This window comes from Dongia sp., from assembly GCF_041910485.1.
GTDB lineage: Bacteria > Pseudomonadota > Alphaproteobacteria > Dongiales > Dongiaceae > Dongia.
In genome coordinates, this window is sequence record NZ_JAYRQR010000018.1 from 1 (window position 1) to 22,960 (window position 22,960).

A 22,960-nucleotide genomic window follows, 5' to 3' on the forward strand; every position below is an offset into this window, starting at 1 on the left:
ATGCCGGGCGACAACATCTCGATGGTGGTCAACCTGATCGCCCCGATCGCCATGGATGAAGGCCTGCGCTTCGCGATCCGCGAAGGTGGCCGCACCGTCGGCGCCGGCGTCGTCGCCAAGATCGTCGAGTAAGGCCCTTAAGGCCAAAGGATCCAGAAGATGGAAAGCCAAAATATCCGCATCCGCCTGAAGGCGTTCGATCATCGTGTGCTCGACCAGTCGACCAACGAGATCGTCTCCACGGCGAAGCGTACCGGTGCCCAGGTCCGCGGTCCCATTCCGCTGCCGACGCGCATTGAGCGTTTCACCGTCAACCGTTCGCCGCACGTCGACAAGAAGAGCCGCGAACAGTTCGAGATCCGCACCCATAAGCGGTTGCTCGATATCGTCGATCCGACCCCGCAGACGGTGGACGCGCTGATGAAGCTCGACCTCGCCGCCGGCGTGGACGTCGAGATCAAGTTGAAGAATTAAGAGGAGGGGCACCTATGCGAACCGGCCTCATTGCCCAGAAGCTGGGCATGACCCGCGTCTTCGCCGAAGATGGCGCGCACGTGCCCGTGACCTTGTTGAAGGTCGCTGGTTGCCAGGTCATCGCGGTCCGTACGGAAGAGTCGAACGGCTACAACGCCGTTCAGCTCGGCCTGGACAAGGCGAAGGTAAAGAACGTCTCGAAAGCCCAGCGTGGGCACTTCGCGAAGGCGAAGGTCGAGCCGAAGCAGAAGATCGCGGAATTCCGCGTGACGAAGGACGCGCTTTTGGAAGTCGGCGCCGAACTTTCGGCCGAGCATTTCGTTGCCGGTCAGTTCGTCGACGTAACCGGCACGACCATCGGCAAGGGTTTTGCCGGCGGCATGAAGCGCTGGAACTTCGGCGGTCTGCGTGCGACCCACGGCGTCTCGGTCTCGCACCGTAGCCTTGGTTCGACCGGTCAGCGTCAGGATCCGGGCCGTACCTTCAAAGGTAAGAAGATGGCCGGCCACATGGGCGACGAGCGTGTCACCACGCAGAACCTCAAGGTCGTCGGCACCGATCCCGCGCTCGGCATCGTCATGGTGAAGGGCAACGTTCCGGGCCACGAGGGCTCCTACGTCCTCATTAAAGACGCCAAGAAGCGGCCGCTGCCCAAGGAGGCGCCGTTCCCGGCCGCCCTCAAGGGCAAGGCCGAAGCGGCGGAGTGAGTGAGGAAATCATGAAACTCAAGGTCATCGACATCAACAACAAGCCGAAGGGCGAGATCGAGTTGGACGACGCAACGTTCAACGACATCTTCGGTCGGGCGGTTCGCAAGGATATCCTCGCCCGCGTGGTGAACTGGCAGCTGGCCAAGCGCCGCTCCGGCAACCACAAGACCAAGGAAATCGGCGACGTCTCCGGCACCACAAAGAAGCCGTATGCCCAGAAGGGCACCGGCCGGGCCCGTCAGGGTTCGCTGCGTTCGCCGCAGTTCCGCGGCGGTGCGACCATTTTCGGCCCCGTCGTGCGCTCCCACGCCCACGATCTGCCGAAGAAGGTCCGTACGCTCGGCCTGAAGACGGCTCTCTCGGCCAAGGCCAAGGAAGGCAAGCTCATCGTCCTCGACAGCGTCGGTTCCGACGCCAAGACCAAGGACGTGGTTGAGAAATTCAACGCGCTCGGCTGGAAGTCAGTTCTTCTCATCGAAGGTCCGGCCGTCACCGAGGGTTTTGCCCGCGCCGCGCGCAACATCCCGCATGTCGACGTACTGCCGCAGCAGGGCGCCAACGTGTATGACATCCTGCGCCGCGACACCCTGGTTCTCACCAAGGACGCCGTGCAACATCTGGTGGAGCGCCTGAAATGAGCCGCGCACGGAAGATGGTCACGCCCAAGCCGAATCTCTCCCAGGCAGCGATGCTTGAGATCATTCGTCGTCCGCACGTGACCGAAAAGTCGACCATGGGGTCGGAGCATAACCAGGTCACCTTCCGGGTGCCCCTCGATGCTAGCAAGCCGGAAATCAAGGCTGCGGTCGAAGGCGTCTTCAAGGTGAAGGTCGATGCCGTCAACACCGTGCGTGTCGAAGGCAAGTCCAAGCTGTGGCGCGGCCGTGCCGGTAAGCGTCCGGATTTCAAGAAAGCGATCGTGACTCTCGCCGAGGGCCACAAGATCGACGTGACGACGGGGATCTAAGCCATGGCTTTGAAGACATTCAAGCCGACCTCCGCGGGTCGCCGCCAGCTGGTGCTGGTCGACCGCACCGAGCTCCACAAGGGCGATCCGGTGAAGGCTCTCACCGAGGGCCTGAAGAAGTCGGGTGGTCGCAACAATTACGGTCGCATCACGGCGTTCCGTACGGGTGGCGGTCACAAGCGCCGCTATCGCATCGTCGATTTCAAGCGCAACAAGTTCGACGTCGCCGCGACGGTCGAGCGTTTGGAGTACGATCCGAACCGCACGGCGTTCATCGCGCTCATCAAGTATCAGGACGGCGAATTGGCCTATATCCTGGCTCCGCAGCGCTTGAAGGCAGGCGACCAGGTCGTCTCCGGTGAGCGCGTCGACGTGAAGCCCGGCAATGCGATGCCGCTGAAGTCGATCCCGGTCGGTACCATCATCCACAATGTCGAGCTGAAGCCCGGCAAGGGTGGCCAGATGGCCCGTTCCGCCGGCACCTTCCTGCAGCTCGTCGGCCGCGACCAGGGCAATGCGCTGCTGCGCATGCCCTCGGGCGAAGTCCGTATGGTGAAGTCGGAGTGCATGGCGACCATCGGTGCGGTCTCCAACCCGGATCAGCAGAATACTTCGATCGGCAAGGCCGGTCGCGCCCGTCATCTCGGCTACCGCCCGACCACGCGCGGTATCGTGATGAACCCGGTCGATCACCCGCACGGTGGTCGTACCAACGGTGGTCGCGCCTGGGTTACCCCCTGGGGCAAGCCGACCAAGGGCAAGAAGACGCGTCACAACAAGAAGACGGATGGCCAGATCCTGCGCCGCCGTCACGCAGCGAAGAAGTAAGGAGGGCGACAGAATATGACTCGCTCCGTTTGGAAAGGTCCGTTCATCGACGGCTATCTGCTGAAGAAGGCAGAGGCGTCGCGTACGTCGGGCCGCAACGAGGTGATCAAGACATGGTCGCGTCGCTCGACCATCTTGCCGCAGTTCGTCGGCCTCACCTTCGGCGTCTATAACGGCCAGAAGTTCCTGCCGGTTCTCGTCACCGAGAACATGATCGGCCACAAGTTCGGCGAATTCTCGCCGACCCGGAACTTCCCTGGCCATGCCGCCGACAAGAAGGCAAAGAGGGCCTAAGAGATGAGCAAACAGAAGAAAGCACGCGCGCTGAAGGACACCGAGGCGAAGGCTGTTGCCTCGGTCGTGCAGACCACGCCGCGCAAGCTTAACCTTGTTGCGCAAATGATCCGCGGCCTCGACGCCCAGCCGGCCCTGGCGGCCCTCACCTTCTCCAAGAAGCGTGCGGCTCAGGACGTCAAGAAGGTGCTGCAGGCGGCGATCGCCAACGCGGAAAACAACCATTCGCTCGACGTCGATCGGTTGTTCGTGGCTGAGGCATATGTCGGTAACAGCTTCCGTCTGAAGCGCTTCCATGCCCGCGCCCGCGGCCGTGGCGTGCGCGTCGTGAAGCTCTGGAGCAACCTGACCGTGGTCGTGCGTGAGCGCGCCGAAGCAGCCGAGGAGGCAAAGTAATGGGTCAGAAAGTCAACCCGATCGGTCTGCGCGTCGGTATCAACCGCACCTGGGATTCGCGCTGGTTCGCCGATAAGGATTACGCCCAGCTGCTTCATGAGGATCTGCGCCTCAAGAAGTACCTGACCGACCGCCTGAATCAGGCCGGTGTCGCCCGCGTCGTCATCGAACGTCCGGCCAAGAAGGCCCGCGTCACGATCCACACCGCCCGTCCGGGCGTCGTGATCGGCAAGAAGGGCGCCGACATCGAAAAGCTGCGCGGCGATCTCTCCAAGATGACCGGTTCCGAGGTCAGCCTGAACATCGTCGAAATCCGCAAGCCGGAAATCGATGCCAAGCTGATCGCCGACAACATCGCCCAGCAGCTGGAGCGCCGCGTCGCGTTCCGCCGCGCCATGAAGCGCGCGGTGCAGTCGGCGATGCGTCTCGGTGCACTCGGCATCCGTATCAACTGCTCGGGCCGTCTGGGTGGCGCTGAAATCGCCCGCCTCGAATGGTACCGCGAAGGCCGCGTTCCGCTGCACACCCTGCGCGCCGAGATCGATTTCGGCGAGGGTACGGCGAAGACCACCTACGGCACCTGCGGCGTCAAAGTCTGGGTGTTCAAGGGTGAGATCATGGCCCATGACCCAATGGCCATGGACAAGCGTGCTCAGGAGCACCAGGCAACCGGCGGCTCCGGCCACCAGGGTGCCGGCGCCGAGCGCCGGTCCTGAGCGAGCGTAAAGGAATAGGAAGATGCTTTCTCCTAAGCGAACGAAATTCCGCAAGGCCCACAAAGGCCGCGTGAAGGGTGTGGCGAAGGGCGGCTTCTCGCTCGACTTCGGTGCCTATGGCATGAAGGCGATGGAGCCCGGCCGTATCACGGCCCGCCAGATCGAAGCGGCCCGCCGCGCCATCACGCGTCACATGAAGCGTGTCGGCAAGGTGTGGATCCGCATTTTCCCGGACGTGCCGGTGAGCCGCAAGCCCGCCGAAGTGCGCATGGGTTCCGGTAAGGGCAGCCCCGAATACTGGGTCTGCCGCGTGAAGCCGGGCCGCATCATGTTCGAGATCGACGGCGTGCAGAAGTCATTGGCGGAAGAGGCGTTCACGCTTGCCTCCGCCAAGTTGCCGATCAAGACGCGCCTCGTCAGCCGTCTCGGCGAAGAATAAGGAACGAGGTACTTGATCATGAAGGCGAAAGACGTCGCCCTGAAGACCGAGGACCAGCTCAAGGCTGACCTCGTCACCCTGAAGAAAGAGGCCTTCAACCTGCGCTTCCAGCGCGCGTCGGGCCAGCTCGAGAACACCGCGCGTGTGCGCGTTGTTCGTCGTGACATCGCCCGTATCGAAACTTCGCTGCGCCAGAAGGCGCTGGCGAAGGCGTAAGGAGAGAGAGAATGCCCAAGCGCGTTCTGCAAGGTACCGTGGTCAGCGACAAGACCGACAAGACCGTCACCGTTCTGGTCGAGCGTCGCATCATGCACCCGGTCTACAAGAAGTTCATCCGCCGTTCGAAGCGCTATGCGGCGCATGACGCGGAAAACAAGTGCAAGGTCGGCGACGTGGTGTTTATCCAGGAATGCCGCCCCTTGTCGAAGACCAAGCATTGGGAAGTGGTCGACGCTGCCACCGCCCAGGCTTAAGGCCCAACTAGCGTAATTGTAACGAGAAGGATCTCGAACCATGATCCAGATGCAAACGAACCTGGATGTTGCCGATAATTCCGGCGCGCGCAGGGTGCAGTGCATCAAAGTGCTGGGCGGCTCACATCGCCGTACAGCCGAGGTCGGCGACGTCATCGTCGTGTCGATCAAAGAAGCCATTCCGCGCGGCAAGGTGAAGAAGGGCGATGTCCATCGCGCCGTCATCGTGCGCACCGCCAAGGAAATCCGCCGCGCCGATGGCAGCGCCATTCGTTTCGACCGCAATGCCGCGGTCCTCATCAACAAGCAGGGTGAGCCCATCGGCACCCGCATCTTCGGCCCGGTGACTCGCGAGCTCCGTGGCAAGAAGTTCATGAAGATCATCTCGCTCGCTCCCGAAGTGTTGTGAGCGCGAGAGGCAAGGTGCTGAAAATGGCAACGAAGCTTAAAGTCAAGAAGGGCGACAAGGTGGTTGTGATCACCGGTCGCGACAAGGGCAAGACCGGCGAGATCATCGAGGTCCTTCCCACCGAAAACCGCGTCAAAGTGCGTGGCGTCAACCTGGTGAAGCGTCACCAGAAGCAGACCATGCAGACCCCGGGCGGCATCATCGAGAAGGAGGCGGCGATCCACGTCTCCAACATCTCGCATGTTGACCCGAAGACGCAGAAGCCGACCCGTGTCGGCTACCGGACCGAAGGCGATGAGAAGGTTCTCTTCGCGCGCGGTTCGGGCGAAAAGATCCGTTAAGGGAGCGCTAGGAAATGGCTCGCACCCGTTTGCAAGATCACTACGACACCGTCGTTCGTCCGGCGCTCATGAAAGAGTTCGCCTATAAGAACGTCATGGAAGTGCCGAAGATCGAAAAGATCGTCATCAACATGGGCGTTGGTGAGGCGACTGCCGACAGCAAGAAGATCAACGTGGCCGTCGAGGAACTCGCCGCCATCTCCGGCCAGAAGCCGGTGGTGACCAAGGCGCGCAAGTCGATTGCGACCTACAAGCTGCGCGAAGGCATGTCGATCGGTACCAAGGTGACGCTTCGTCGCCAGCACATGTACGAATTCCTCGATCGCCTGATCACCATTGCGCTGCCGCGCGTCCGCGACTTCCGCGGCGTCAACGGCAAGAGCTTCGACGGCCGCGGCAACTACGCCCTCGGTCTCAAGGAGCAGTTGGTGTTCCCGGAAATCGACTATGACAAGGTCGACGCGGTCCGCGGTATGGACATCATTATCGTCACAAGCGCCAAGACCGATGCTGAGGCCAAGGCGTTGCTGAAGGGCTTCCAGATGCCCTTCATCAATTAAGCCGGGCCGGAGGAATAGAAATGGCTAAGACAAGCTCTGTCGAAAAGAACAAGAAGCGCGAGAAGATGGCGAAGCAGTACGCTGCCCGCCGCGCCCGCCTGAAGGCCGTTGCCGATAACGAGGCGCTGCCGATGGAAGAGCGCTTCGCTGCGCGCCTCAAGCTCGCCGAACTGCCGCGCAACTCGTCGAAGGTCCGCATTCGCAATCGCTGCGAGCTGACCGGTCGTCCCCGCGCGACGTATCGCAAATTCAAGCTTTCGCGCATTGCGTTGCGCGAGCTCGCTTCGACCGGCCAGATTCCTGGCATGGTCAAGTCGAGCTGGTAAGGAGCAAGAGATCATGGCAATGAACGATCCCTTGGGAGATCTCCTGACGCGCATCCGCAACGGCCAGAAGGCCCGGATGTCGGCAGTGACCAGCCCCGCTTCGCGTCTTCGCGCCAACGTGCTCGATGTGCTGAAGCGTGAAGGCTATATCCGCAACTACAGCGTCGACGGCTCGAAGCCCGGCGGCGAGATCACGGTCGAGCTCAAGTATCACGAGGGTCAGCCCGTGATTCAGGAGATCGCCCGCGTGTCGACCCCGGGTCGCCGGGTCTACTCGCGTATCTCGGACCTGCCGCGCTACTACAATGGCCTCGGCATCTCCATTCTCTCGACGCCCCGTGGCGTCCTCTCGGACAGCGAAGCGCGCACCCAAAACGTGGGTGGCGAAGTGCTGTGCCGGGTGTTCTAAGCGAGGAGATGAACAGTCATGTCTCGCGTTGGTAAAAATCCCGTCGCCCTGCCGCAGGGTGTCAGCATCGACCTCGCCGGTGGCCAGGCCACCGTCAAGGGCAAGCTCGGCACGCTGAAGCTCCCCATCTCGGCTCATGTCGAGGTGAAGGTCGAAGGCGACAAGGTGTGGGTGAAGCCCATCACCGAAACGAAGCAGGCTCGTATGAGCTGGGGCGCAACCCGCGCCAATCTCAAGAACATGGTCGAAGGCGTCTCCAAAGGCTTCACCAAGAATCTCGAGATCAACGGCACCGGTTATCGCGCTGCCGTCCAGGGCAAGAACCTGCAACTCAACCTCGGCTACAGCCACGACGTGAGCTATCCGATCCCGGAAGGCATCACGGTGAAGTGCGAAAAGCCGACGTCGATCTCGATTACCGGGTTCGACAAGCAGAAGGTCGGCCAGGTGGCCTCGGAAATCCGCGCATACCGCAAGCCGGAGCCCTACAAGGGCAAGGGCATCAAGTATTCGGACGAGACCATCCTGCGCAAGGAAGGCAAGAAGAAGTAAGGACTGGACATGTCGAAAGCGAAAGAACTTTTCGAGCGCCGCAGGGCGCGCGTCCGGACCTCGCTCCGGAATAAGTCGATCGGTCGCCCGCGTTTGTCGGTGTTCCGTTCGAGCCTGCACATCTACGTTCAGATCATCGACGACGTGAACGGCAACACGCTTGCCGCCGCCTCGACGGTCGACAAGGAGCTTAAAGGCAAGCTCAAGACCGGTGCCAACATCGATGCCGCCAAGGCCGTGGGTAAGCTCATCGCCGAACGTGCCGTCTCGAAGGGCATCAAGGAAGTCGTGTTTGATCGCGGCGGTTACATCTATCACGGTCGGGTCAAGGCCCTGGCCGACGCTGCCCGCGAAGGCGGGCTGGCGTTCTAAGGAAGGGACCTGAAATCATGGCCAAACCAGCAAAGAGCGAGCGTCGCGACCGCGAGCGCCGTGAGCGGGAGACCGAGGTCGAGCTCATCGAAAAGCTCGTCGGCATCAACCGCGTTGCCAAGGTGGTGAAGGGTGGTAAGCGCTTCGGCTTTGCCGCTATCGTCGTCGTCGGCGACGGCAAGGGCCGCGTCGGCCACGGGTCGGGCAAGGCGCGAGAAGTGCCGGAAGCCATCCGCAAGGCGACCGAACATGCCAAGCGCGGCATGATCCGCGTGGCTCTCCGCGAAGGCCGCACGCTCCATCATGACGTTACCGGCCATTTCGGCGCCGGCCGCGTCGTGCTGCGTGCCGCCGATGCCGGTACCGGCATCATCGCCGGTGGTCCGGTCCGTGCCATCTTCGAAGCGCTCGGCGTCAATGACGTCGTCGCCAAGTCGGTCGGCACCTCGAACCCGCACAACATGATCCGCGCCGCGTTCGACGCGCTCACTCACTGCTCCTCGCCCCGTTCCGTGGCTGCTCGCCGCGGTAAGAAGGTGAGCGACGTGATTGGTCGCAAGGACGCCGCCGCCGAAGCCCGCGAATAACGGGGGGAATGTAATATGGCTGGCAAAGTCAAGATCACCCAGGTCGGCAGCACCATCGGTCGCAAGTTCGACCAGCAGGACACGCTGAAGGCCCTGGGGCTCAACAAGATTAACCGCTCGAAGGTGGTCGAGGACACGCCCTCGATCCGCGGCATGATCCGCAAGGTCCAGCACCTGCTGCTGGTCGAGCCGGTGAAGTAAGGAACAGAAACGATGAAGCTTCATCAGCTTTCCGATAATCCGGGTGCGCGCAAGAAGCGCATCCGCGTCGGCCGCGGTATCGGTTCGACCAAGGGCAAGACCGCCGGCGTCGGCGGCAAGGGCCAGCACGGTCGTTCGGGTGTGGCGATCAATGGTTTCGAAGGCGGCCAGATGCCGCTCTATCGTCGCCTGCCGAAGCGCGGCTTCAACAACATCTTCCGTCTCGATTTCTCGGAAGTGAATATTGGCGCGCTCCAGGATGCGATCGAAGCGAAGCGTCTCGACGCCTCGAAGCCGATCAACGGCAAGGCCCTGAAGGCCGCCGGCCTCATCGGCCGCGTCCGTGACGGCGTCCGCCTCCTCGGCAAGGGCGAACTGAAGGCGAAGATCGACATCACCGTCGTCGGCGCCACCAAGTCGGCGATCGCCGCGGTGGAAAAGGCCGGCGGCAAGGTGACCGTGAAGGCGCCGAAGAAGCCCAAGGTCGAAGAAGCCAAGGCCTAAAGGAACAAAGTTCGGGCTCCCGATGAAAGTCGGGGGCCCGATCCCTATATCTTCCCCAGACTTTCCGGTTTCCGGACATCTTAAGTTCCGGATCTTCCGGTCCCAGATTTCCCAGTACCGACGCGCCGATAGGTAAAGTATGGCCTCCGCTGCTGAACAACTTGCCGCCAATATCAATTTCGGTGCCTTCGCCAAGGCCGAAGAGCTCAAGGCGCGCATCTGGTTCACGCTCGGCGCCCTCGTCGTCGCCCGTATCGGCGCCTATATCCCGCTTCCGGGTATCGATTCGGCGGCCTTTGCCGCCATCTTCCAGCAGCATTCGGGCGGCGTGCTCGGCATGGTCGACATGTTCGCCGGCGGCGCCATCAGCCGCATGACGGTGTTCGCCCTCGGCATCATGCCGTACATCTCGGCCTCGATCATCATGCAGCTCCTCACCTCCGTCTCGCCCCAGCTTGAGGCGTGGAAGAAGGAAGGCGAATCGGGCCGCAAGAAGATCAACCAGTACACCCGCTACGGCACCGTCATTCTCGCCATGGTCCAGGCCTTCGGCATGGCCAACGGCTTGCAGAACATGGCCGGCCCGTCGGGCAGTGCCGTCATCAATCCCGGCATGATGTTCGTCCTCGTCACGGTCTTCACCCTGACCGGCGGTACCATGTTCCTGATGTGGCTCGGCGAGCAGATCACGGCGCGCGGCATCGGCAACGGCATCTCGCTCATCATCTTCGCCGGCATCGTTTCGCGCCTGCCCACATCGCTCGGCCAGCTGCTCGAGCAGCTCTGGGCCGGGTCGATCTCGGGTCTCACCGTGCTCCTCTTCGCCGTGATCGCGGTTGCCGTCATCACCGGCATCGTCTTCTTCGAGCGCGCGCAGCGCCGTCTCATCGTTCAATACCCAAAGCGCCAGGTCGGCAACCGCATGTTCGGTGGCGAATCCTCGCACTTGCCGATGAAGCTCAACGCGTCCGGCGTCATTCCGCCGATCTTCGCCTCGTCGATCCTGCTCCTCCCGCTCACCGTTGCCGGCTTCTACGGCACGGGCGCCGATACGCCGGGCTGGCTGCAGGAAGCGATGGCCTATTTCGGCCACGGCAAGCCGCTCTATATCGTTTCCTACATCCTCCTCATCGTCTTCTTTGCCTTCTTCTACACGGCGATCGTCTTCAACCCGGAAGACACGGCCGAGAATCTGAAGAAGCATGGCGGCTTCCTGCCCGGCATCCGCCCCGGCAAGAACACGGCCGACTATTTCGATTACGTGCTGACGCGCCTTACCGTGCTGGGCGCCGCCTATCTCGCGGTCATCTGCGCGCTGCCGGAAATCCTCATCGCCAATTACGCCATGCCGTTCTATTTCGGCGGCACCAGCCTGCTCATTGTCGTGTCCGTCACTATGGACACGGTCGCCCAGATCCATTCGCATCTGCTGGCGCACCAGTATGAAGGTCTGTTGAAGAAGTCCAAGCTGAAGGGGCGGCGGGGATGAAGCTGATATTGTTGGGCCCGCCGGGCGCGGGAAAGGGGACCCAGGCCAAAAGGCTGTACGATCGTCATCATCTGGTCCAGCTGTCGACCGGCGACATGCTGCGGGCCGAAGTGGCGTCTGGTTCGCCCTTGGGCCTTGAAGCCAAGAAGCTGATGGAAGCGGGCCAGCTGGTTCCCGACGCCATCGTCATCGGCATGATCGAGACGCGGATTGAACAACCCGATTGCAAGGACGGTTTCGTCCTCGACGGCTTCCCGCGGACCGAGGCCCAGGCCGAAGCCCTCGACGCCATGCTGACGCGCCACAAGGCGAAGATCGATGGCGTCATCGAACTCGCGGTCGACGAGAATGCGCTGGTTGAGCGCATCTCCGGTCGCTATGCCTGCGCCAAATGCGGTGCTGGCTATCACGACAAGTTCCAAAAGCCGAAAGTTGCCGGCGTTTGTGATTCCTGCGGTGGGACCGAGTTCACCCGCCGCAAGGATGACAATGCCGAAACCGTCAAAGCCAGGTTGGTCGCCTATCGCCAGCAAACGGCCCCGATTCTCCCCTATTACAAGGGGAAGGGACTGTTGCATCAGGTGGACGGCATGGCCGAACTGGATGTTGTTACCACCCAGATCGAGCAGGTCTTAACGAAGATCAAGGGTTAATTCCTTGAAATCGTTAAAGAAATAGAATCGCCGCAAATGCGGTCGGACGGTTGACGAGCGGGCATTTCACCATATAATGCGCCGCTTCTCGACCCACCCGGCTGAACCCTGGGGTTCGGGCGTTTCGACTTGCGTCAATCGAGGGATTGGCGTTGATCGTATGATTTAAGGAGAGCCGACGTGGCGCGTATTGCTGGCGTGAACATTCCGACGCAAAAGCGGGTGCTCATCGCATTGACCTACATCACCGGTATTGGCCCGAAGAAGGCTGGCGAGATCTGCGCGAAGGTGGGCATCCCCGCCGAACGCCGCGTCCATCAGCTGACCGACGCCGAAGTCGGTAAGATCCGTGAAACCATCGACCAGGATTACATGGTCGAAGGCGATCTGCGTCGCCAGGTGGCGATCAACATTAAGCGCTTGATGGACCTCGGCTGCTATCGCGGCCTGCGTCATCGCAAGGGCCTGCCGGTCCGCGGCCAGCGCACCCACACCAATGCCCGCACCCGCAAGGGCAAGGCGGTTGCCATCGCCGGCAAGAAGCAGGCGACGAAGTAATTAAAGGATCGACGGAAAATGGCCAAAGCAGCAGCCGCCCAGGCGGGTCGCGTTCGTAAGCGCGAGCGTAAGAACATCACGTCGGGCATCGCCCACGTGAACGCGTCGTTCAACAACACCATGATCACCATCACCGACGACCAGGGCAACACGGTTGCCTGGGCCTCGTCCGGCGCGCAGGGCTTCAAGGGTTCGCGTAAGTCGACCCCGTATGCCGCCCAGGTCGCTGCCGACGTCGCCGCGAAGAAGGCGATGGAGCATGGCGTGAAGACCCTCGAGGTCGAAGTGAAGGGTCCGGGTTCGGGCCGCGAGAGCGCGCTGCGCGCCCTGCAGGCCGCCGGCTTCACCATCACCTCGATCCGCGACGTGACGCCGATCCCGCACAATGGCTGCCGCCCGCCGAAGCGTCGCCGCGTCTAAGACCAAATCAGGTTTCGGCGCTTAAAGGCGCCGGTACCAAAGCGACGTGTGCGGGAAGCCATGCTTCCCGCCACATGCGTTTCTAAGCTACCGCTTCATCGGATCGCCGGCGCCTTTACGACAGAATGGTTCAGGGCCGGATTTGAGAAAGGATACGACCCCGTGATTCAGAAGAACTGGACTGAGCTGATCAAGGCGAACAAGAAGTTCGACCCCGGCTTCGACGGCAAGCGCGCCGGCACCCTCGTCATGGAACCTCTTGAGCGCGGCTTCGGCCTGACGCTCGGCAACGCGCTGCGCCGCGTGCTGCTCTCGTCGCTCCAGGGTGCGGCCGTGACCGCGATCCACGTCGACGGCGTCCTTCATGAGTTCAGCTCGATTCCGGGTGTCCGCGAAGACGTGACCGACATCGTCCTCAACGTGAAGCAGATTGGGCTTCGCATGGGCGGCGACGGTCCGAAGCGCATGCGCCTCAAAGCCCAGGGCCCGGGCGAAGTGAAGGCCGGCCAGATCGAAACGGGTCACGACATCGAGGTCCTCAATCCGGATCTCGTGCTCTGCACCCTCGATCAGGGCGCCAACCTGTCGATGGAATTCACGGTCGAAGCCGGCAAGGGCTATGTCCCGGCCGCCAACAACCGTCCGGAAGACGCGCCGATCGGCCTCATCCCGGTCGATGCCATCTTCTCGCCGGTGAAGAAGGTCTCCTACAAGATCGACAACAGCCGCGTCGGCCAGGTCACCGACTATGACCGCCTGTCGCTGTCGATCGAAACCAACGGCGCCGTGACCCCGGAAGATTCGCTGGCGATCGCCGCCCGCATCCTCCAGGACCAGCTGCAGCTCTTCATCAACTTCGAAGAGCCGACCGCCGCCGTTGCCGAAGTCACCGCGTCCGAGCCGCCGTTCAACCGCAACCTGCTCCGCAAGGTCGACGAGTTGGAACTGTCGGTGCGTTCGGCGAACTGCCTCAAGAACGACAACATCGTCTATATCGGCGATCTCGTTCAGAAGACCGAGGCCGAGATGCTGCGTACGCCGAACTTCGGCCGCAAGTCGCTCAATGAGATCAAGGAAGTCCTCGCCCAGATGGGTCTCCATCTCGGCATGGAAATCCCGAACTGGCCGCCAGAGAATATCGAAGACCTGGCCCGCCGCCTCGACGAGCCGTATTGAGTTTTGAATAAGCATGGGCCGACACGCGGTCGGCCCATGTAACTGGGTCATGGTGACCCGCCCCAGCCGCGCCTGAAGTAAAATACTTTGCGCCGGAATTGGGATTGCCATCGGATCTGCGAGCGCCGCCGATCGAAGATCGCCGGCACCAGCCGCAGGCCAGAAGTGAAGGAGCCAAACCATGCGTCACGGTATGAAGGGCCGTAAGCTCAACCGTACCAGCAGCCACCGCAAGGCGCTGTTCATGAATCTCTCGCAGGCTTTGATCAAGCACGAGCAGATCACCACGACCCTGCCTAAGGCGAAGGACCTGCGTCCGGTTGTCGAGCGTCTGGTGACCGTCGGCAAGAAGGGTGGCCTCGCCGCCCGCCGTCAGCTCATCGCCCAGCTGCAGGACGAAAAGCTGGTCGAAAAGCTCCTCACCACCCTGGCCACCCGCTACAAGAGCCGCGCCGGCGGCTACACCCGCATTCTGAAGGCGGGTTTCCGCCACGGCGACATGGCGCCGATGGCCGTGATCGAGTTCGTCGATCGCGATGTCAGCGCCAAGGGCCAGGATTCGGGCCCGAAGCAGGAAAAGGCCGAGGCCGAAGCGGCGTAAAGCCACCGGTCACAGGTTGAATTGCGGAAAAGGGCGGCCTTGTCGGTCGCCCTTTTTGCTATCATCTGATCAGGGTCGCGACCGTGTCGGGATCGCCAGAAAGAGTGTTCGCCGCATCATGAAAAGCGCTGCAGCCATCCTTGCCAGCTCATTCGTCACCCTCTCGCTCTTGGTGGCGCCTGCCGTCGCCCAGGAGACCGTGCCGACCAGCCAGGGGCAGATCGACCTTACCTTCGCGCCGCTGGTCAAGGCGGCGGCACCGGCGGTCGTCAACATCTATACAAGGACGGTGGTGAAGGAACGGCAGGTAGCCTCCCCCTTCTTCGACGATCCCTTCTTCCGGCAGTTCTTCGGCGACCAGTTCAAATCCGGCCAGCCGAAGGAACGCGTCCAGGGGTCGCTCGGCTCCGGTGTCATCCTCCGGCCGGACGGACTGATCGTCACCAACAACCATGTCATCAACGGCGCCGATCAAATCCGCGTCGTGCTCAACGACAAGCGCGAATTCCCGGCCAAGGTCGTGGCGGCCGAAGAACGGCTGGATCTGGCACTGCTGCGGGTCGATACCAAGGGGGCTGTCCTTCCCACCCTGTCGCTGCGCGATTCGGACGATCTCGACGTGGGCGATCTGGTGCTGGCGATCGGCAACCCCTTCGGCGTCGGCCAGACGGTGACATCGGGCATCGTTTCTGGTGTCGCGCGCACGAATACCGGCATCGGCGATTTCGGCTACTTCATCCAGACGGATGCCGCCATCAATCCCGGCAATTCCGGCGGCGCCCTCATTTCCACCGACGGCAAGCTGATCGGTATCCCGACAGCGATCTTTTCCAAGACCGGCGGCTCGGTCGGCATCGGCTTTGCCATCCCCAGCAACATGGTGGCCGCGGTCGTGAAGGCCGAGGGCGATGGCGGCAAGTTGGTGCGCCCCTGGATCGGCGCTGCGGGGGAGGAAGTCACCAACGACATCGCGCAGAGCCTTGGTCTGCCGCATCCGGGCGGTGTCGTCGTGCAGCAGCTCTATCCCGACGGACCGGCGGAACAGGCTGGCCTCAAGCCTGGCGATATCGTGGTCGGCGTCAATGGCCGTACCGTCGACGATCCCGAAGGATTGCGTTTCCGTTTGGCGACCTTGCCGGTCGGCGAACAGGCCAAGCTCAACATTCTGCGCAAGGGGGCGTCGGTCGATCTTTCCATCGACCTCGTCGCCCCGCCGGAAAAGCCGACCAATGAAGTCCTGCTCGCCGGCCGCCAGCCTCTGTCGGGCGCCTTGATCATCAATCTGTCGCCGGCCAGCGCCGACGAACTCAACATCAGTGCCTGGGATGGCGTCGCCATCGCCAAGCTGAAGCGCAACAGCATTGCCGACCGCGTCGGTTTCGAAGCGGGCGACATCATCGTCAAGGTCAATGATCGCGACATCAAGTCGGCCGCCGATCTGGCCGATATCATGTCGAACACGCCGGCGCCCTGGTCCATCGCGGTCAATCGCGGGGGCAAGGTCAAGACCTTCGATCTCGATTGAGGAAGGGCGGGGTGCCTTGAGCGGTCTCTTCGAATCCCAAGCACCCCGGCCACTCGCCGACCGACTGCGCCCCCAGCAGATCAGCGACATTGTCGGCCAGGACCATCTGATCGGCCCCAACGGCCCGATCACGCGCATGCTGGCAGCCGGCCAGGTTTCGTCGATGATCCTGTGGGGGCCGCCGGGTTGCGGCAAGACGACGCTTGCCAAGCTGTTGGCCGACGGCGTCGATCTGCATTTCGAGCTTCTCTCGGCGGTCTTTTCCGGTGTCGCCGACCTGCGCAAGGTCTTCGAAGCAGCCCGCGAACGGCGGCGCATGGGGCAGGGGACGCTCCTTTTCATCGACGAAATCCACCGCTTCAATCGCGCCCAGCAGGACGGGTTTCTCCCTTACGTCGAGGACGGGACCATCGTACTGGTTGGTGCGACGACCGAAAATCCGTCCTTTGAACTCAACGCTGCCTTGCTCTCCCGGGCGCAGGTCTTCGTGCTCAACCGTCTCGATGCCGCCGCCGAAGAGCTGTTGCTGGCGCGGGCGGAAAATTTGATGGGCTATCGCTTGCCGCTCAATCCGGAAGCGCGCGCGGCCCTTCTCGATATGGCGGATGGCGACGGCCGCTATCTCCTCAATCTCGCCGAGGAGCTGTTCCGCTTGCCGCCGGATGTGGAGCTGGATCTTGCCGGGCTCGGGAAGGCCGTTCAGCGCCGGGCGCCCCTCTACGACAAGGCGCAGGAGGGGCATTACAATCTCATCTCGGCACTTCACAAATCGTTGCGCGGGTCAGACACGGATGCGGCACTCTATTGGTTTGCCCGCATGCTGGACGGTGGCGAGGACCCGCTCTATATCGCCCGCCGCATGGTTCGTTTCGCGGTCGAGGATGTGGGCCTTGCCGACCCGCAGGCGCTTACCCAGGCGCTTGCCGGCTGGGATACTTATAAACGCCTCGGCTCGCCCGAAGGGGAGTTGGCCCTCGCCCAGGTCGTCATCTATCTGGGGACGGCGCCCAAATCGAACGCGGCCTACAAAGCCTATAAGGCGGTGCGCCGGGCGGCGAAGGCCAACGGATCGTTAATGCCGCCCAAGCATATCCTCAATGCGCCCACCAAGCTGATGCAGCAATTGGGCTACAGCGCCGGCTACGAATACGATCACGACGCTGAAGAGGGATTTTCAGGTCAGAATTACTTTCCTGACGGCATGCGGCGCGAGAAATTCTATCGCCCGGTCGAGCGCGGTTTTGAACGCGACTTGCTCAAGCGCCAGGAATATTGGGAAAAGCTGCGCGCCAAGCGGCAGCAGGCCGATCGGCAGGGGGGCGGCAAAACCGAAGACGATGAAGACTGAGGTTCGCAGCCACCTGAACCATCCGGTCTAGTGGCAAGGTACGGATGGCAGCGGCCCGGTGTAAAACCCCCGCGCGCAATTCGTGCCAAAAGGCAAGGGCGAAGGTTTGCATGGGGGGCGGCGTCGCCATGCAAGATGAAGGGCTTGTCGGTCACAGAGGCCTTGGTTAGGGTCCGCGCATAAAGCTCTTCTAAGGGCAATCCCAATGGGGGATGCACCGTGATCGGCAGCAAGCCATAAGGCAAGCCGCGCGGGCATTCGGGGTGGTGGCGGCCAATCCGCTGCAATAAGGCGAGTTGTCGGAATGCAAGATTATCTATCGCCCGAACGCGATCGAGTAGCTCTGATTACCATCGACGCCCAGCGCGATTTCATTCTGCCCAATGGCCCGGCCGCCGTGTCCGGTTCGATGGCCGCTGTGCCGCAGATGCAGCGCTTGACCCAGGCCTTCAGGCAGCTGGGTGCGCCCATCGTGCATATGGTGCGCCTCTACCGGTGCAACGGCTCCAATGTCGATCTTTGCCACCGCGCGCAGATCGAAGCCGGCCAGCGCATCGTCATGCCGGGCACGCTGGGCTGCGAGCTCATTGACGAATTGAAGCCCGAAGTGGCGCAACGCATCGAGCCCGAACTGCTGCTCGACGGCAAGCTCCAGGAAGTGGGCCCGAAGGAATGGATCGGCTACAAGCCGCGCCTTTCCGCCTTCTTCCAGACGCCGGTCGAGGAACATCTGAAGGCGCTCGGCATCAGCACCATCGTCATTTGCGGGACCGATTTCTCGACCTCGCCGCGATCCTCCGTCTATGCCGCCGCCAATCGCGATTTCCGCATGGTGCTGGCGACCGATGCCATTTCCGGCGCCACCGAAAGCGGCCTCAACGAGCTGGCGCAGATCGGTGTCTATCTGATGGCAACCGACCAATTGCTCGATTGGCTGTCGCGCAGCCGGCAAGCTGCCTGATGAAACAAACTCTCGGCCATTCCTCATGAGTGGCGTCAAGCAATTCACCATCACCGCCTCGGACGGTGATCAGCGCCTCGATCGCTGGTTCAAGAAGAAGTTCCCGCACCTCACCCACGGGCGGCTGGAAAAGCTGCTGCGCAAGGGCGAAATCCGCCTCGACGGCAAGCGTGCAAAGGCGGCTGACCGTCTCGAAGCCGGCATGGTGGTGCGCGTGCCGCCTTTGGGCGACGCCAACGAACCGCGCCCCGATCTCGATCTGCCGAAGGGCCCGAAGCCCATCAGCGAAAAGGATGCCGAGGCGCTGCGCAAATCGGTCCTCTTCAAGGATGCCGACGTCATCGTCATCAACAAGCCGGCCGGCCTCGCCGTCCAAGGCGGAACGGGGCTCGACACCAATATCGACGCCATGCTGGATGCGCTGCAGTTCGACGCGCAGGAACGGCCGCGCCTGGTGCACCGGCTCGACCGCGACACGTCGGGCTGCCTCGTGCTGGCGCGCAACCAGGCGGCGGCGCGCAAGCTCACCGACGCCTTCAAGCAGAAGACGACCCGCAAGATCTACTGGGCCGTGACGGTGGGTGCCCCGAAGCTCAACGAAGGCAAGATCGACGCGCCCTTGGCCAAGCAGAGCGTTGCCGCCGTCGGCAGGCGCGCGGCCGAACGCGTGCAGATCGACGAAGAAGACGGCAAGAAGGCCGTCACCTATTTCGCCGTGGTCGAACGGGCCCATGACAAGGCGGCCTGGCTGGCGCTGATGCCGCTCACCGGCCGCACGCACCAGCTCCGCGCCCATTGCGTGGCGCTCGGGACGCCGATCCTGGGCGATGGCAAATATGCCGGCGCCAAGGCCTATTTTGCTCGCGAGTCATTGGACAATCAGCTGCATCTCCACGCCCGCTCGATCCGCATTCCCCATCCGGTGCGGGGCACGATCAATGTGACGGCACCGCTGCCGCCGCACATGCAGAAGACGTGGAAGTTCTTCGAATTCGCCGACGAGCCGGACCATGATCCGTTCGCCGGCCTAGATCTCTGAGATGGGTCCGCTGCCCGCCGGGCGCTATCGCCTGATCCTCTTCGATTGCGACGGCACGCTGGTCGACAGCCAGCACAATATCGTCGCCGCGATGCAGCAAGTCTTTGCCCAAGCCGGGCGCGATCTGCCCTCGCCCGAGGCGATTCGGCGCCAGGTGGGTCTCACCCTTGAGATCGCGATTGCCCGGATTCTGCCCGCCGAGAGCGAGGCCGTCGTTAACGATCTGGCCGAGGGCTACCGCGTCATCGTCCGAGAATTGCGGTCGAAAAGGGAGCTCTCGGAACCCCTTTTCGGGGGGATTCGGGAGGCGATTTTGGCCCTCGATCACCCCGAAATCTTCCTTGGGGTGGCGACGGGGAAGAATCTGGTCGGGCTGGAGCATACGCTCACCCATCACGGTCTCCGCGACCGTTTCCACACGCTGCAGACGGCCGACCGGGCGATTTCCAAGCCGCATCCGGACATGATTCACCGCGCTATGGCCGAAACCGGCTGCGATCTGGCGGAAACGGTCATGATCGGTGACACCAGCTTCGATATCGAAATGGCCCGCGCCGCCGGGGCGACCGCGATCGGGGTCGATTGGGGCTATCACCCGGCCGAGGAACTGACCCAGGCCGGCGCCCATGCGGTGCTCTCGCACCCGGCCGAGCTCATCCCCTGTTTGCAAAGCCTTTCCGCCACCCGCTAAAATCCACCCCGACCCAAGCGGAAGGAACGATTCCATGCGGTTGAAGACGATCCTGGCCGGTCTGGTGATGCTGGTGGTGGCGCTGGCCGCAACGCTCGTCGCCATCGTCAAATCGACCGACTTCAATGCCTACAAGGATCTGATCGCCCAGCAGGTGAAGGCTGCGACCGGGCGCGACCTGGTCTTGGCCGGCAATGTTGAACTCGGCATTTCGCTGAAACCCGTGCTGACCGTGAGCCAGGTGACGTTCCGCAATGCCGATTGGGGCAGCGAGCCCACCATGCTGAAATTCGACCGCCTCAGCGCCGAAATCGAATTGCTGCCGCTCATTTCCAACGAGATCATCATCAACCGCATCACGCTGAGCGATGCGGATGTGCTGCTGGAGACCAACAAGGATGGCGTCGGCAATTGGGTCATGGGTGCCGCCGGCGGGCAAGGCAGTTCCGCGCCATTGCCGCATGTCGGCGAGGTGCAGATCGAGCGCCTGAAGATCCGTTATCGCGACGGCGAGAGCGGTGTCGGCCGCGAGGTCGATATCGACAGTTTGAACGCCAAGACGGCGGCTCCCGGTGCACCGATCCAGCTGGCTTTGAAGGCCGCGATGGGCGGTGAGACGTTGAGTGCCGATGGCGAGATTGGCGCGCTGAGGCAATTCTCGCAAGGGCCGTTTCCGCTCAATCTCAAAGGTTCCGTGGGCGCGGTCGGCTTCAGTGTCGATGGACAGATCGCCGACCCGGCGCAGTTCGAGGGGATCGATGTCGACCTGTCGCTCGCTTCCGACACGGAAGTGGCGTTTGGCGATTTCAAGCTGCCGGGCAAGGGGCCTTATCGCCTGGCCGGGCACCTTACCGGCGAGAAGGGGCAGTACAAGCTCGCCACGGCCAGCGGCCGCGTCGGTGACAGCGATTTTGCGGGCGACCTTGAATACAGCCTCGGCGAGAAGCGGCCCTTGATCGGCCTGCGCTTGGCGTCAACGCATCTCAACAGCAAGGATTTCGGGCTGGAACCGGTTCTCTCAGGCCCCGACAAGGGACCCAAGGATGGCCGCGCTTTTTCGGCCGAACCCTGGGATGTGCCGCAACTCGACATGCTCGATGCCGATGTCACCTGGACCGCGCAGGAATTCGCCCACGGTCCTTATCCGTTGAAGAATGCCAGCATCGAGCTGCACCTGCGCGACGGCAAGCTGACGCTCACCAACGTCACCGGCAATCTGGTCGATGGCCGCTTCTCGGCCGGCGGCACGCTCGACACGCTGCAGGTGCCGCCGCCGCTGGTGGCACGCATCCGCGCCGACGAAGTGGCGGCGGTGCCGCTTCTTGAGACGATGGGCCTTGCCGGCGTGCTGCAGGCCAAGAAAGCCAATCTCGAGGTCGAGATTGCCGGACCGGCCAGCTCGCTGCGCAGCCTCATGGCCGGCGCCGACGGTAATGTGATGTTCGAGACCGGTAGCGGGCGGCTGGAGAACAGCTTCGTGAAGCTGTTCTTTGCCAACCTCTTCAGCGTCATCTCGGTGGGTGGCAGCGGCGATGCGTCGCAGGTCAATTGCCTGGTGACGCGCTTCGATATCAAGAGCGGCATCGCCCAGTCGAAGGGCCTGGTTCTCGACACGCCCGGCGCCACGGTTCTGGGCCAGGGCAATATCGATCTCAGGAACGAGCGGCTCGACCTGCATCTCGACACGCAGTCGAAGCAGGTCAACCTCGCCAACCTCGCCGTGCCGATGAATGTAACGGGGCCGCTTTCCAAACCCAGCGTCACGCCGGACGCTGTGGGCACCGTCGAGAATACGGCGGGGTTTGCGACAAGGGCCGCGAATTTCGCGACCTTCGGTGCGCTGGCCGCTGTCACGGGGTTGGGCGAGTCGAAGGACCTTGGTCCCAATCCGTGCCGTTCGGCGCTCGATGCCGGCGTGAAGGCGGAAAAGTCGGCGACACCGGGCCAGAAGATCATCGAGGGCTCCGGTCAGGTGCTGGAAGGTGTGGGCGAGGGTGCCGGCCAAGTCATCGAAGGTGTCGGCGACGGCGCCAAGAAGCTGGGGAAGGAAACGGGCAAGGCGCTCGAATCGATCGGCGACGGAATCAACAATCTCTTTGGGAATTGATCATGCAGGGTGCGGCGCCACGCCGGTTCTATAAGTCGGTCGATACGGAAAAAGGCGCTGCCGGCTGGTGCGTCGCCCTGGATGGCAAGGTGCTGCGCTCGCCTGCCAAGAATGCGTTTGAACTGCCCGGCCGCGCTCTCGCCCAGGCCATCGCCGCCGAATGGGATGCGCAGGCCGACCAAGTGAAGCCCGCCAGCATGCCGCTCATGCAACTGGCATCGACCGCAATCGACCGTGTCGCGAATGAGCGGGCGAAAATCATCGCCGAACTGGTGGGCTATGCGGCGACCGATCTGGTCTGCTACCGGGCCGACGAGCCGGACGCGCTGGTTGAGAAGGAGGCGCAGGCTTGGGACCCGCTGCTCGATTGGCTGCGCCGGCGCTACGACGTTACGCTGCTGACGACCAGCGGCATCGTCCATGTGGCGCAGCCGCCAGCAACGATGGAAGCGCTTACAAAGGTGGTGGAAGGGCATCAGGACTTTGCCGTGGCGGCCTTGGCGACGGCGGTGCATGCCTCCGGCTCGCTGGTGATCGGCCTCGCCCTGGCGGAAGGTGAAATCACGCCGGAACAGGCAGCCCATGCCGCCCAGATCGACGAGTTACACCAGGCCGAGCGCTGGGGCGAGGATAGCGACGCGGTGGAGCGGCGCCTCGGCCAGCTGGCCGATCTGGTCGCCGCCCGCCGACTGCTTGACCTCCTTAGTCAGGATTAGGCTTAGTCAGGATGAGCGGCGCCAAGGCGGCGCTTTTCCCGTCAAAAGGCAGCCGCTTCTGGCTTGGGTTCGGTAAAGCTTCGTGCTATCCAGACTGCGCTTTTCGCACCTGCGGAAA

34 protein-coding genes and 1 pseudogene are annotated in these 22,960 nt (G+C 62.6%); all 35 read left to right on the forward strand.

Annotated features, from left to right (window positions below; genetic code table 11):
- Positions 1-132 (forward strand): annotated as a pseudogene (gene tuf, locus ACE3PP_RS05610) (elongation factor Tu); the annotation flags it as partial.
- 27 nt (positions 133-159) lie between these two features.
- Positions 160-474 (forward strand): 30S ribosomal protein S10, encoded by a 315-nt coding sequence (gene rpsJ, locus ACE3PP_RS05615; protein ID WP_298681953.1) that lies wholly within the window; start codon positions 160-162, stop codon positions 472-474.
- A gap of 14 nt (positions 475-488) precedes the next feature.
- On the forward strand, positions 489-1,181 hold the full coding sequence (gene rplC / locus ACE3PP_RS05620; protein ID WP_374378950.1) for a 50S ribosomal protein L3: 693 nt from the start codon (positions 489-491) through the stop codon (positions 1,179-1,181).
- Between the two features lie 11 nt (positions 1,182-1,192).
- Complete coding sequence (gene rplD, locus ACE3PP_RS05625; RefSeq protein WP_374378953.1) at positions 1,193-1,822, forward strand: 50S ribosomal protein L4; 630 nt, start codon at positions 1,193-1,195, stop codon at positions 1,820-1,822.
- A 50-nt stretch (positions 1,823-1,872) separates the two neighbouring features.
- Positions 1,873-2,151, forward strand: coding sequence for a 50S ribosomal protein L23 (locus ACE3PP_RS05630; protein ID WP_374379115.1), 279 nt, complete (start codon positions 1,873-1,875; stop codon positions 2,149-2,151).
- 3 nt (positions 2,152-2,154) lie between these two features.
- Positions 2,155-2,979: a 50S ribosomal protein L2 gene (rplB, locus tag ACE3PP_RS05635; RefSeq protein WP_374378956.1), complete on the forward strand. Its 825-nt coding sequence runs from the start codon at positions 2,155-2,157 to the stop codon at positions 2,977-2,979.
- Positions 2,980-2,994: 15 nt separating this feature from the next.
- Positions 2,995-3,273, forward strand: a complete 279-nt coding sequence (rpsS, locus tag ACE3PP_RS05640) for a 30S ribosomal protein S19 (protein WP_374378959.1) — start codon at positions 2,995-2,997, stop codon at positions 3,271-3,273.
- A 3-nt stretch (positions 3,274-3,276) separates the two neighbouring features.
- Positions 3,277-3,669: a 50S ribosomal protein L22 gene (gene rplV / locus ACE3PP_RS05645; RefSeq protein WP_374378961.1), complete on the forward strand. Its 393-nt coding sequence runs from the start codon at positions 3,277-3,279 to the stop codon at positions 3,667-3,669.
- Positions 3,669-4,385 carry a 30S ribosomal protein S3 gene (gene rpsC / locus ACE3PP_RS05650; RefSeq protein ID WP_374378964.1) on the forward strand — a complete coding sequence of 239 codons (717 nt, stop codon included), beginning with the start codon at positions 3,669-3,671 and terminating at the stop codon, positions 4,383-4,385. The genes rplV and rpsC overlap by 1 nt, the downstream gene beginning before the upstream one ends.
- A gap of 22 nt (positions 4,386-4,407) precedes the next feature.
- On the forward strand, positions 4,408-4,824 hold the full coding sequence (gene rplP, locus ACE3PP_RS05655) for a 50S ribosomal protein L16 (protein ID WP_374378967.1): 417 nt from the start codon (positions 4,408-4,410) through the stop codon (positions 4,822-4,824).
- Positions 4,825-4,842: 18 nt separating this feature from the next.
- Positions 4,843-5,040: a 50S ribosomal protein L29 gene (gene rpmC, locus ACE3PP_RS05660; protein WP_374378970.1), complete on the forward strand. Its 198-nt coding sequence runs from the start codon at positions 4,843-4,845 to the stop codon at positions 5,038-5,040.
- Between the two features lie 11 nt (positions 5,041-5,051).
- The gene (rpsQ, locus tag ACE3PP_RS05665) at positions 5,052-5,297 is read left to right on the forward strand and encodes a 30S ribosomal protein S17 (RefSeq protein ID WP_374378973.1); all 246 of its coding nucleotides are present in this window, start codon (positions 5,052-5,054) and stop codon (positions 5,295-5,297) included.
- A gap of 40 nt (positions 5,298-5,337) precedes the next feature.
- Positions 5,338-5,706 (forward strand): 50S ribosomal protein L14, encoded by a 369-nt coding sequence (gene rplN, locus ACE3PP_RS05670; protein ID WP_320502893.1) that lies wholly within the window; start codon positions 5,338-5,340, stop codon positions 5,704-5,706.
- Between the two features lie 23 nt (positions 5,707-5,729).
- Positions 5,730-6,047, forward strand: coding sequence for a 50S ribosomal protein L24 (gene rplX / locus ACE3PP_RS05675; RefSeq protein ID WP_374378977.1), 318 nt, complete (start codon positions 5,730-5,732; stop codon positions 6,045-6,047).
- Positions 6,048-6,061: 14 nt separating this feature from the next.
- Positions 6,062-6,607 (forward strand): 50S ribosomal protein L5, encoded by a 546-nt coding sequence (rplE, locus tag ACE3PP_RS05680; RefSeq protein ID WP_374378980.1) that lies wholly within the window; start codon positions 6,062-6,064, stop codon positions 6,605-6,607.
- 20 nt (positions 6,608-6,627) lie between these two features.
- The gene (rpsN, locus tag ACE3PP_RS05685) at positions 6,628-6,933 is read left to right on the forward strand and encodes a 30S ribosomal protein S14 (RefSeq protein WP_133611794.1); all 306 of its coding nucleotides are present in this window, start codon (positions 6,628-6,630) and stop codon (positions 6,931-6,933) included.
- A gap of 13 nt (positions 6,934-6,946) precedes the next feature.
- On the forward strand, positions 6,947-7,342 hold the full coding sequence (gene rpsH / locus ACE3PP_RS05690; RefSeq protein ID WP_374314197.1) for a 30S ribosomal protein S8: 396 nt from the start codon (positions 6,947-6,949) through the stop codon (positions 7,340-7,342).
- A gap of 18 nt (positions 7,343-7,360) precedes the next feature.
- Positions 7,361-7,894 (forward strand): 50S ribosomal protein L6, encoded by a 534-nt coding sequence (gene rplF, locus ACE3PP_RS05695; RefSeq protein ID WP_374378983.1) that lies wholly within the window; start codon positions 7,361-7,363, stop codon positions 7,892-7,894.
- A gap of 9 nt (positions 7,895-7,903) precedes the next feature.
- Positions 7,904-8,266 (forward strand): 50S ribosomal protein L18, encoded by a 363-nt coding sequence (gene rplR / locus ACE3PP_RS05700; protein WP_374378986.1) that lies wholly within the window; start codon positions 7,904-7,906, stop codon positions 8,264-8,266.
- A gap of 17 nt (positions 8,267-8,283) precedes the next feature.
- Positions 8,284-8,853: a 30S ribosomal protein S5 gene (gene rpsE / locus ACE3PP_RS05705; protein ID WP_374378989.1), complete on the forward strand. Its 570-nt coding sequence runs from the start codon at positions 8,284-8,286 to the stop codon at positions 8,851-8,853.
- 15 nt (positions 8,854-8,868) lie between these two features.
- The gene (gene rpmD / locus ACE3PP_RS05710; protein ID WP_374378992.1) at positions 8,869-9,054 is read left to right on the forward strand and encodes a 50S ribosomal protein L30; all 186 of its coding nucleotides are present in this window, start codon (positions 8,869-8,871) and stop codon (positions 9,052-9,054) included.
- 12 nt (positions 9,055-9,066) lie between these two features.
- Positions 9,067-9,558, forward strand: a complete 492-nt coding sequence (rplO, locus tag ACE3PP_RS05715; RefSeq protein ID WP_374378994.1) for a 50S ribosomal protein L15 — start codon at positions 9,067-9,069, stop codon at positions 9,556-9,558.
- Positions 9,559-9,697: 139 nt separating this feature from the next.
- Positions 9,698-11,047 carry a preprotein translocase subunit SecY gene (gene secY, locus ACE3PP_RS05720; RefSeq protein ID WP_374378997.1) on the forward strand — a complete coding sequence of 450 codons (1,350 nt, stop codon included), beginning with the start codon at positions 9,698-9,700 and terminating at the stop codon, positions 11,045-11,047.
- Complete coding sequence (locus tag ACE3PP_RS05725) at positions 11,044-11,700, forward strand: adenylate kinase (protein ID WP_374379000.1); 657 nt, start codon at positions 11,044-11,046, stop codon at positions 11,698-11,700. The genes secY and ACE3PP_RS05725 overlap by 4 nt, the downstream gene beginning before the upstream one ends.
- 180 nt (positions 11,701-11,880) lie before the next feature.
- Positions 11,881-12,258, forward strand: coding sequence for a 30S ribosomal protein S13 (gene rpsM / locus ACE3PP_RS05730; protein ID WP_374379003.1), 378 nt, complete (start codon positions 11,881-11,883; stop codon positions 12,256-12,258).
- 18 nt (positions 12,259-12,276) lie between these two features.
- A complete protein-coding gene (rpsK, locus tag ACE3PP_RS05735; RefSeq protein ID WP_374379006.1) occupies positions 12,277-12,678 on the forward strand; it encodes a 30S ribosomal protein S11 in 402 nt (133 codons plus the stop codon).
- 162 nt (positions 12,679-12,840) lie between these two features.
- Positions 12,841-13,854 carry a DNA-directed RNA polymerase subunit alpha gene (locus tag ACE3PP_RS05740; RefSeq protein WP_374379009.1) on the forward strand — a complete coding sequence of 338 codons (1,014 nt, stop codon included), beginning with the start codon at positions 12,841-12,843 and terminating at the stop codon, positions 13,852-13,854.
- A 181-nt stretch (positions 13,855-14,035) separates the two neighbouring features.
- Positions 14,036-14,455, forward strand: coding sequence for a 50S ribosomal protein L17 (gene rplQ / locus ACE3PP_RS05745; RefSeq protein WP_374379012.1), 420 nt, complete (start codon positions 14,036-14,038; stop codon positions 14,453-14,455).
- Positions 14,456-14,573: 118 nt separating this feature from the next.
- On the forward strand, positions 14,574-15,980 hold the full coding sequence (locus tag ACE3PP_RS05750) for a Do family serine endopeptidase (protein WP_374379015.1): 1,407 nt from the start codon (positions 14,574-14,576) through the stop codon (positions 15,978-15,980).
- Positions 15,981-15,996: 16 nt separating this feature from the next.
- Positions 15,997-17,328 (forward strand): replication-associated recombination protein A, encoded by a 1,332-nt coding sequence (locus tag ACE3PP_RS05755; RefSeq protein WP_374379017.1) that lies wholly within the window; start codon positions 15,997-15,999, stop codon positions 17,326-17,328.
- A 304-nt stretch (positions 17,329-17,632) separates the two neighbouring features.
- Positions 17,633-18,289 (forward strand): cysteine hydrolase family protein, encoded by a 657-nt coding sequence (locus tag ACE3PP_RS05760; protein ID WP_374379020.1) that lies wholly within the window; start codon positions 17,633-17,635, stop codon positions 18,287-18,289.
- A 25-nt stretch (positions 18,290-18,314) separates the two neighbouring features.
- Positions 18,315-19,328: an RluA family pseudouridine synthase gene (locus tag ACE3PP_RS05765; protein ID WP_374379023.1), complete on the forward strand. Its 1,014-nt coding sequence runs from the start codon at positions 18,315-18,317 to the stop codon at positions 19,326-19,328.
- A gap of 1 nt (position 19,329) precedes the next feature.
- Positions 19,330-20,019, forward strand: a complete 690-nt coding sequence (locus ACE3PP_RS05770; protein WP_374379025.1) for an HAD-IA family hydrolase — start codon at positions 19,330-19,332, stop codon at positions 20,017-20,019.
- A 34-nt stretch (positions 20,020-20,053) separates the two neighbouring features.
- Positions 20,054-22,126 carry an AsmA family protein gene (locus ACE3PP_RS05775; protein ID WP_374379028.1) on the forward strand — a complete coding sequence of 691 codons (2,073 nt, stop codon included), beginning with the start codon at positions 20,054-20,056 and terminating at the stop codon, positions 22,124-22,126.
- A 2-nt stretch (positions 22,127-22,128) separates the two neighbouring features.
- The gene (locus ACE3PP_RS05780; RefSeq protein WP_374379031.1) at positions 22,129-22,842 is read left to right on the forward strand and encodes an ATP12 family chaperone protein; all 714 of its coding nucleotides are present in this window, start codon (positions 22,129-22,131) and stop codon (positions 22,840-22,842) included.
- The last annotated feature ends 118 nt before the right edge of the window (positions 22,843-22,960 follow it).

Bases quoted from the DNA above. Each gene is read 5' to 3' on its own strand.
- rplC (WP_374378950.1), top strand. From the start codon at position 489: ATGCGAACCGGCCTCATTGCCCAGAAGCTGGGCATGACCCGCGTCTTC.
- ACE3PP_RS05770 (WP_374379025.1), top strand. From the start codon at position 19,330: ATGGGTCCGCTGCCCGCCGGGCGCTATCGCCTGATCCTCTTCGATTGC.
- rpsH (WP_374314197.1), top strand. From the start codon at position 6,947: ATGGCAATGAACGATCCCTTGGGAGATCTCCTGACGCGCATCCGCAAC.
- rplQ (WP_374379012.1), top strand. From the start codon at position 14,036: ATGCGTCACGGTATGAAGGGCCGTAAGCTCAACCGTACCAGCAGCCAC.
- rplP (WP_374378967.1), top strand. From the start codon at position 4,408: ATGCTTTCTCCTAAGCGAACGAAATTCCGCAAGGCCCACAAAGGCCGC.
- rpmC (WP_374378970.1), top strand. From the start codon at position 4,843: ATGAAGGCGAAAGACGTCGCCCTGAAGACCGAGGACCAGCTCAAGGCT.
- ACE3PP_RS05765 (WP_374379023.1), top strand. From the start codon at position 18,315: ATGAGTGGCGTCAAGCAATTCACCATCACCGCCTCGGACGGTGATCAG.
- ACE3PP_RS05780 (WP_374379031.1), top strand. From the start codon at position 22,129: ATGCAGGGTGCGGCGCCACGCCGGTTCTATAAGTCGGTCGATACGGAA.
- rplF (WP_374378983.1), top strand. From the start codon at position 7,361: ATGTCTCGCGTTGGTAAAAATCCCGTCGCCCTGCCGCAGGGTGTCAGC.
- rpsE (WP_374378989.1), top strand. From the start codon at position 8,284: ATGGCCAAACCAGCAAAGAGCGAGCGTCGCGACCGCGAGCGCCGTGAG.
- rpsN (WP_133611794.1), top strand. From the start codon at position 6,628: ATGGCTAAGACAAGCTCTGTCGAAAAGAACAAGAAGCGCGAGAAGATG.
- rpsJ (WP_298681953.1), top strand. From the start codon at position 160: ATGGAAAGCCAAAATATCCGCATCCGCCTGAAGGCGTTCGATCATCGT.
- rpsK (WP_374379006.1), top strand. From the start codon at position 12,277: ATGGCCAAAGCAGCAGCCGCCCAGGCGGGTCGCGTTCGTAAGCGCGAG.
- secY (WP_374378997.1), top strand. From the start codon at position 9,698: ATGGCCTCCGCTGCTGAACAACTTGCCGCCAATATCAATTTCGGTGCC.
- rplN (WP_320502893.1), top strand. From the start codon at position 5,338: ATGATCCAGATGCAAACGAACCTGGATGTTGCCGATAATTCCGGCGCG.
- ACE3PP_RS05630 (WP_374379115.1), top strand. From the start codon at position 1,873: ATGCTTGAGATCATTCGTCGTCCGCACGTGACCGAAAAGTCGACCATG.
- rpmD (WP_374378992.1), top strand. From the start codon at position 8,869: ATGGCTGGCAAAGTCAAGATCACCCAGGTCGGCAGCACCATCGGTCGC.
- rplE (WP_374378980.1), top strand. From the start codon at position 6,062: ATGGCTCGCACCCGTTTGCAAGATCACTACGACACCGTCGTTCGTCCG.
- ACE3PP_RS05725 (WP_374379000.1), top strand. From the start codon at position 11,044: ATGAAGCTGATATTGTTGGGCCCGCCGGGCGCGGGAAAGGGGACCCAG.
- rplV (WP_374378961.1), top strand. From the start codon at position 3,277: ATGAGCAAACAGAAGAAAGCACGCGCGCTGAAGGACACCGAGGCGAAG.
- rplO (WP_374378994.1), top strand. From the start codon at position 9,067: ATGAAGCTTCATCAGCTTTCCGATAATCCGGGTGCGCGCAAGAAGCGC.
- ACE3PP_RS05760 (WP_374379020.1), top strand. From the start codon at position 17,633: ATGCAAGATTATCTATCGCCCGAACGCGATCGAGTAGCTCTGATTACC.
- rplB (WP_374378956.1), top strand. From the start codon at position 2,155: ATGGCTTTGAAGACATTCAAGCCGACCTCCGCGGGTCGCCGCCAGCTG.
- rpsS (WP_374378959.1), top strand. From the start codon at position 2,995: ATGACTCGCTCCGTTTGGAAAGGTCCGTTCATCGACGGCTATCTGCTG.
- rplR (WP_374378986.1), top strand. From the start codon at position 7,904: ATGTCGAAAGCGAAAGAACTTTTCGAGCGCCGCAGGGCGCGCGTCCGG.
- rpsC (WP_374378964.1), top strand. From the start codon at position 3,669: ATGGGTCAGAAAGTCAACCCGATCGGTCTGCGCGTCGGTATCAACCGC.
- ACE3PP_RS05750 (WP_374379015.1), top strand. From the start codon at position 14,574: ATGAAAAGCGCTGCAGCCATCCTTGCCAGCTCATTCGTCACCCTCTCG.
- rplX (WP_374378977.1), top strand. From the start codon at position 5,730: ATGGCAACGAAGCTTAAAGTCAAGAAGGGCGACAAGGTGGTTGTGATC.
- rpsQ (WP_374378973.1), top strand. From the start codon at position 5,052: ATGCCCAAGCGCGTTCTGCAAGGTACCGTGGTCAGCGACAAGACCGAC.
- rplD (WP_374378953.1), top strand. From the start codon at position 1,193: ATGAAACTCAAGGTCATCGACATCAACAACAAGCCGAAGGGCGAGATC.
- ACE3PP_RS05775 (WP_374379028.1), top strand. From the start codon at position 20,054: ATGCGGTTGAAGACGATCCTGGCCGGTCTGGTGATGCTGGTGGTGGCG.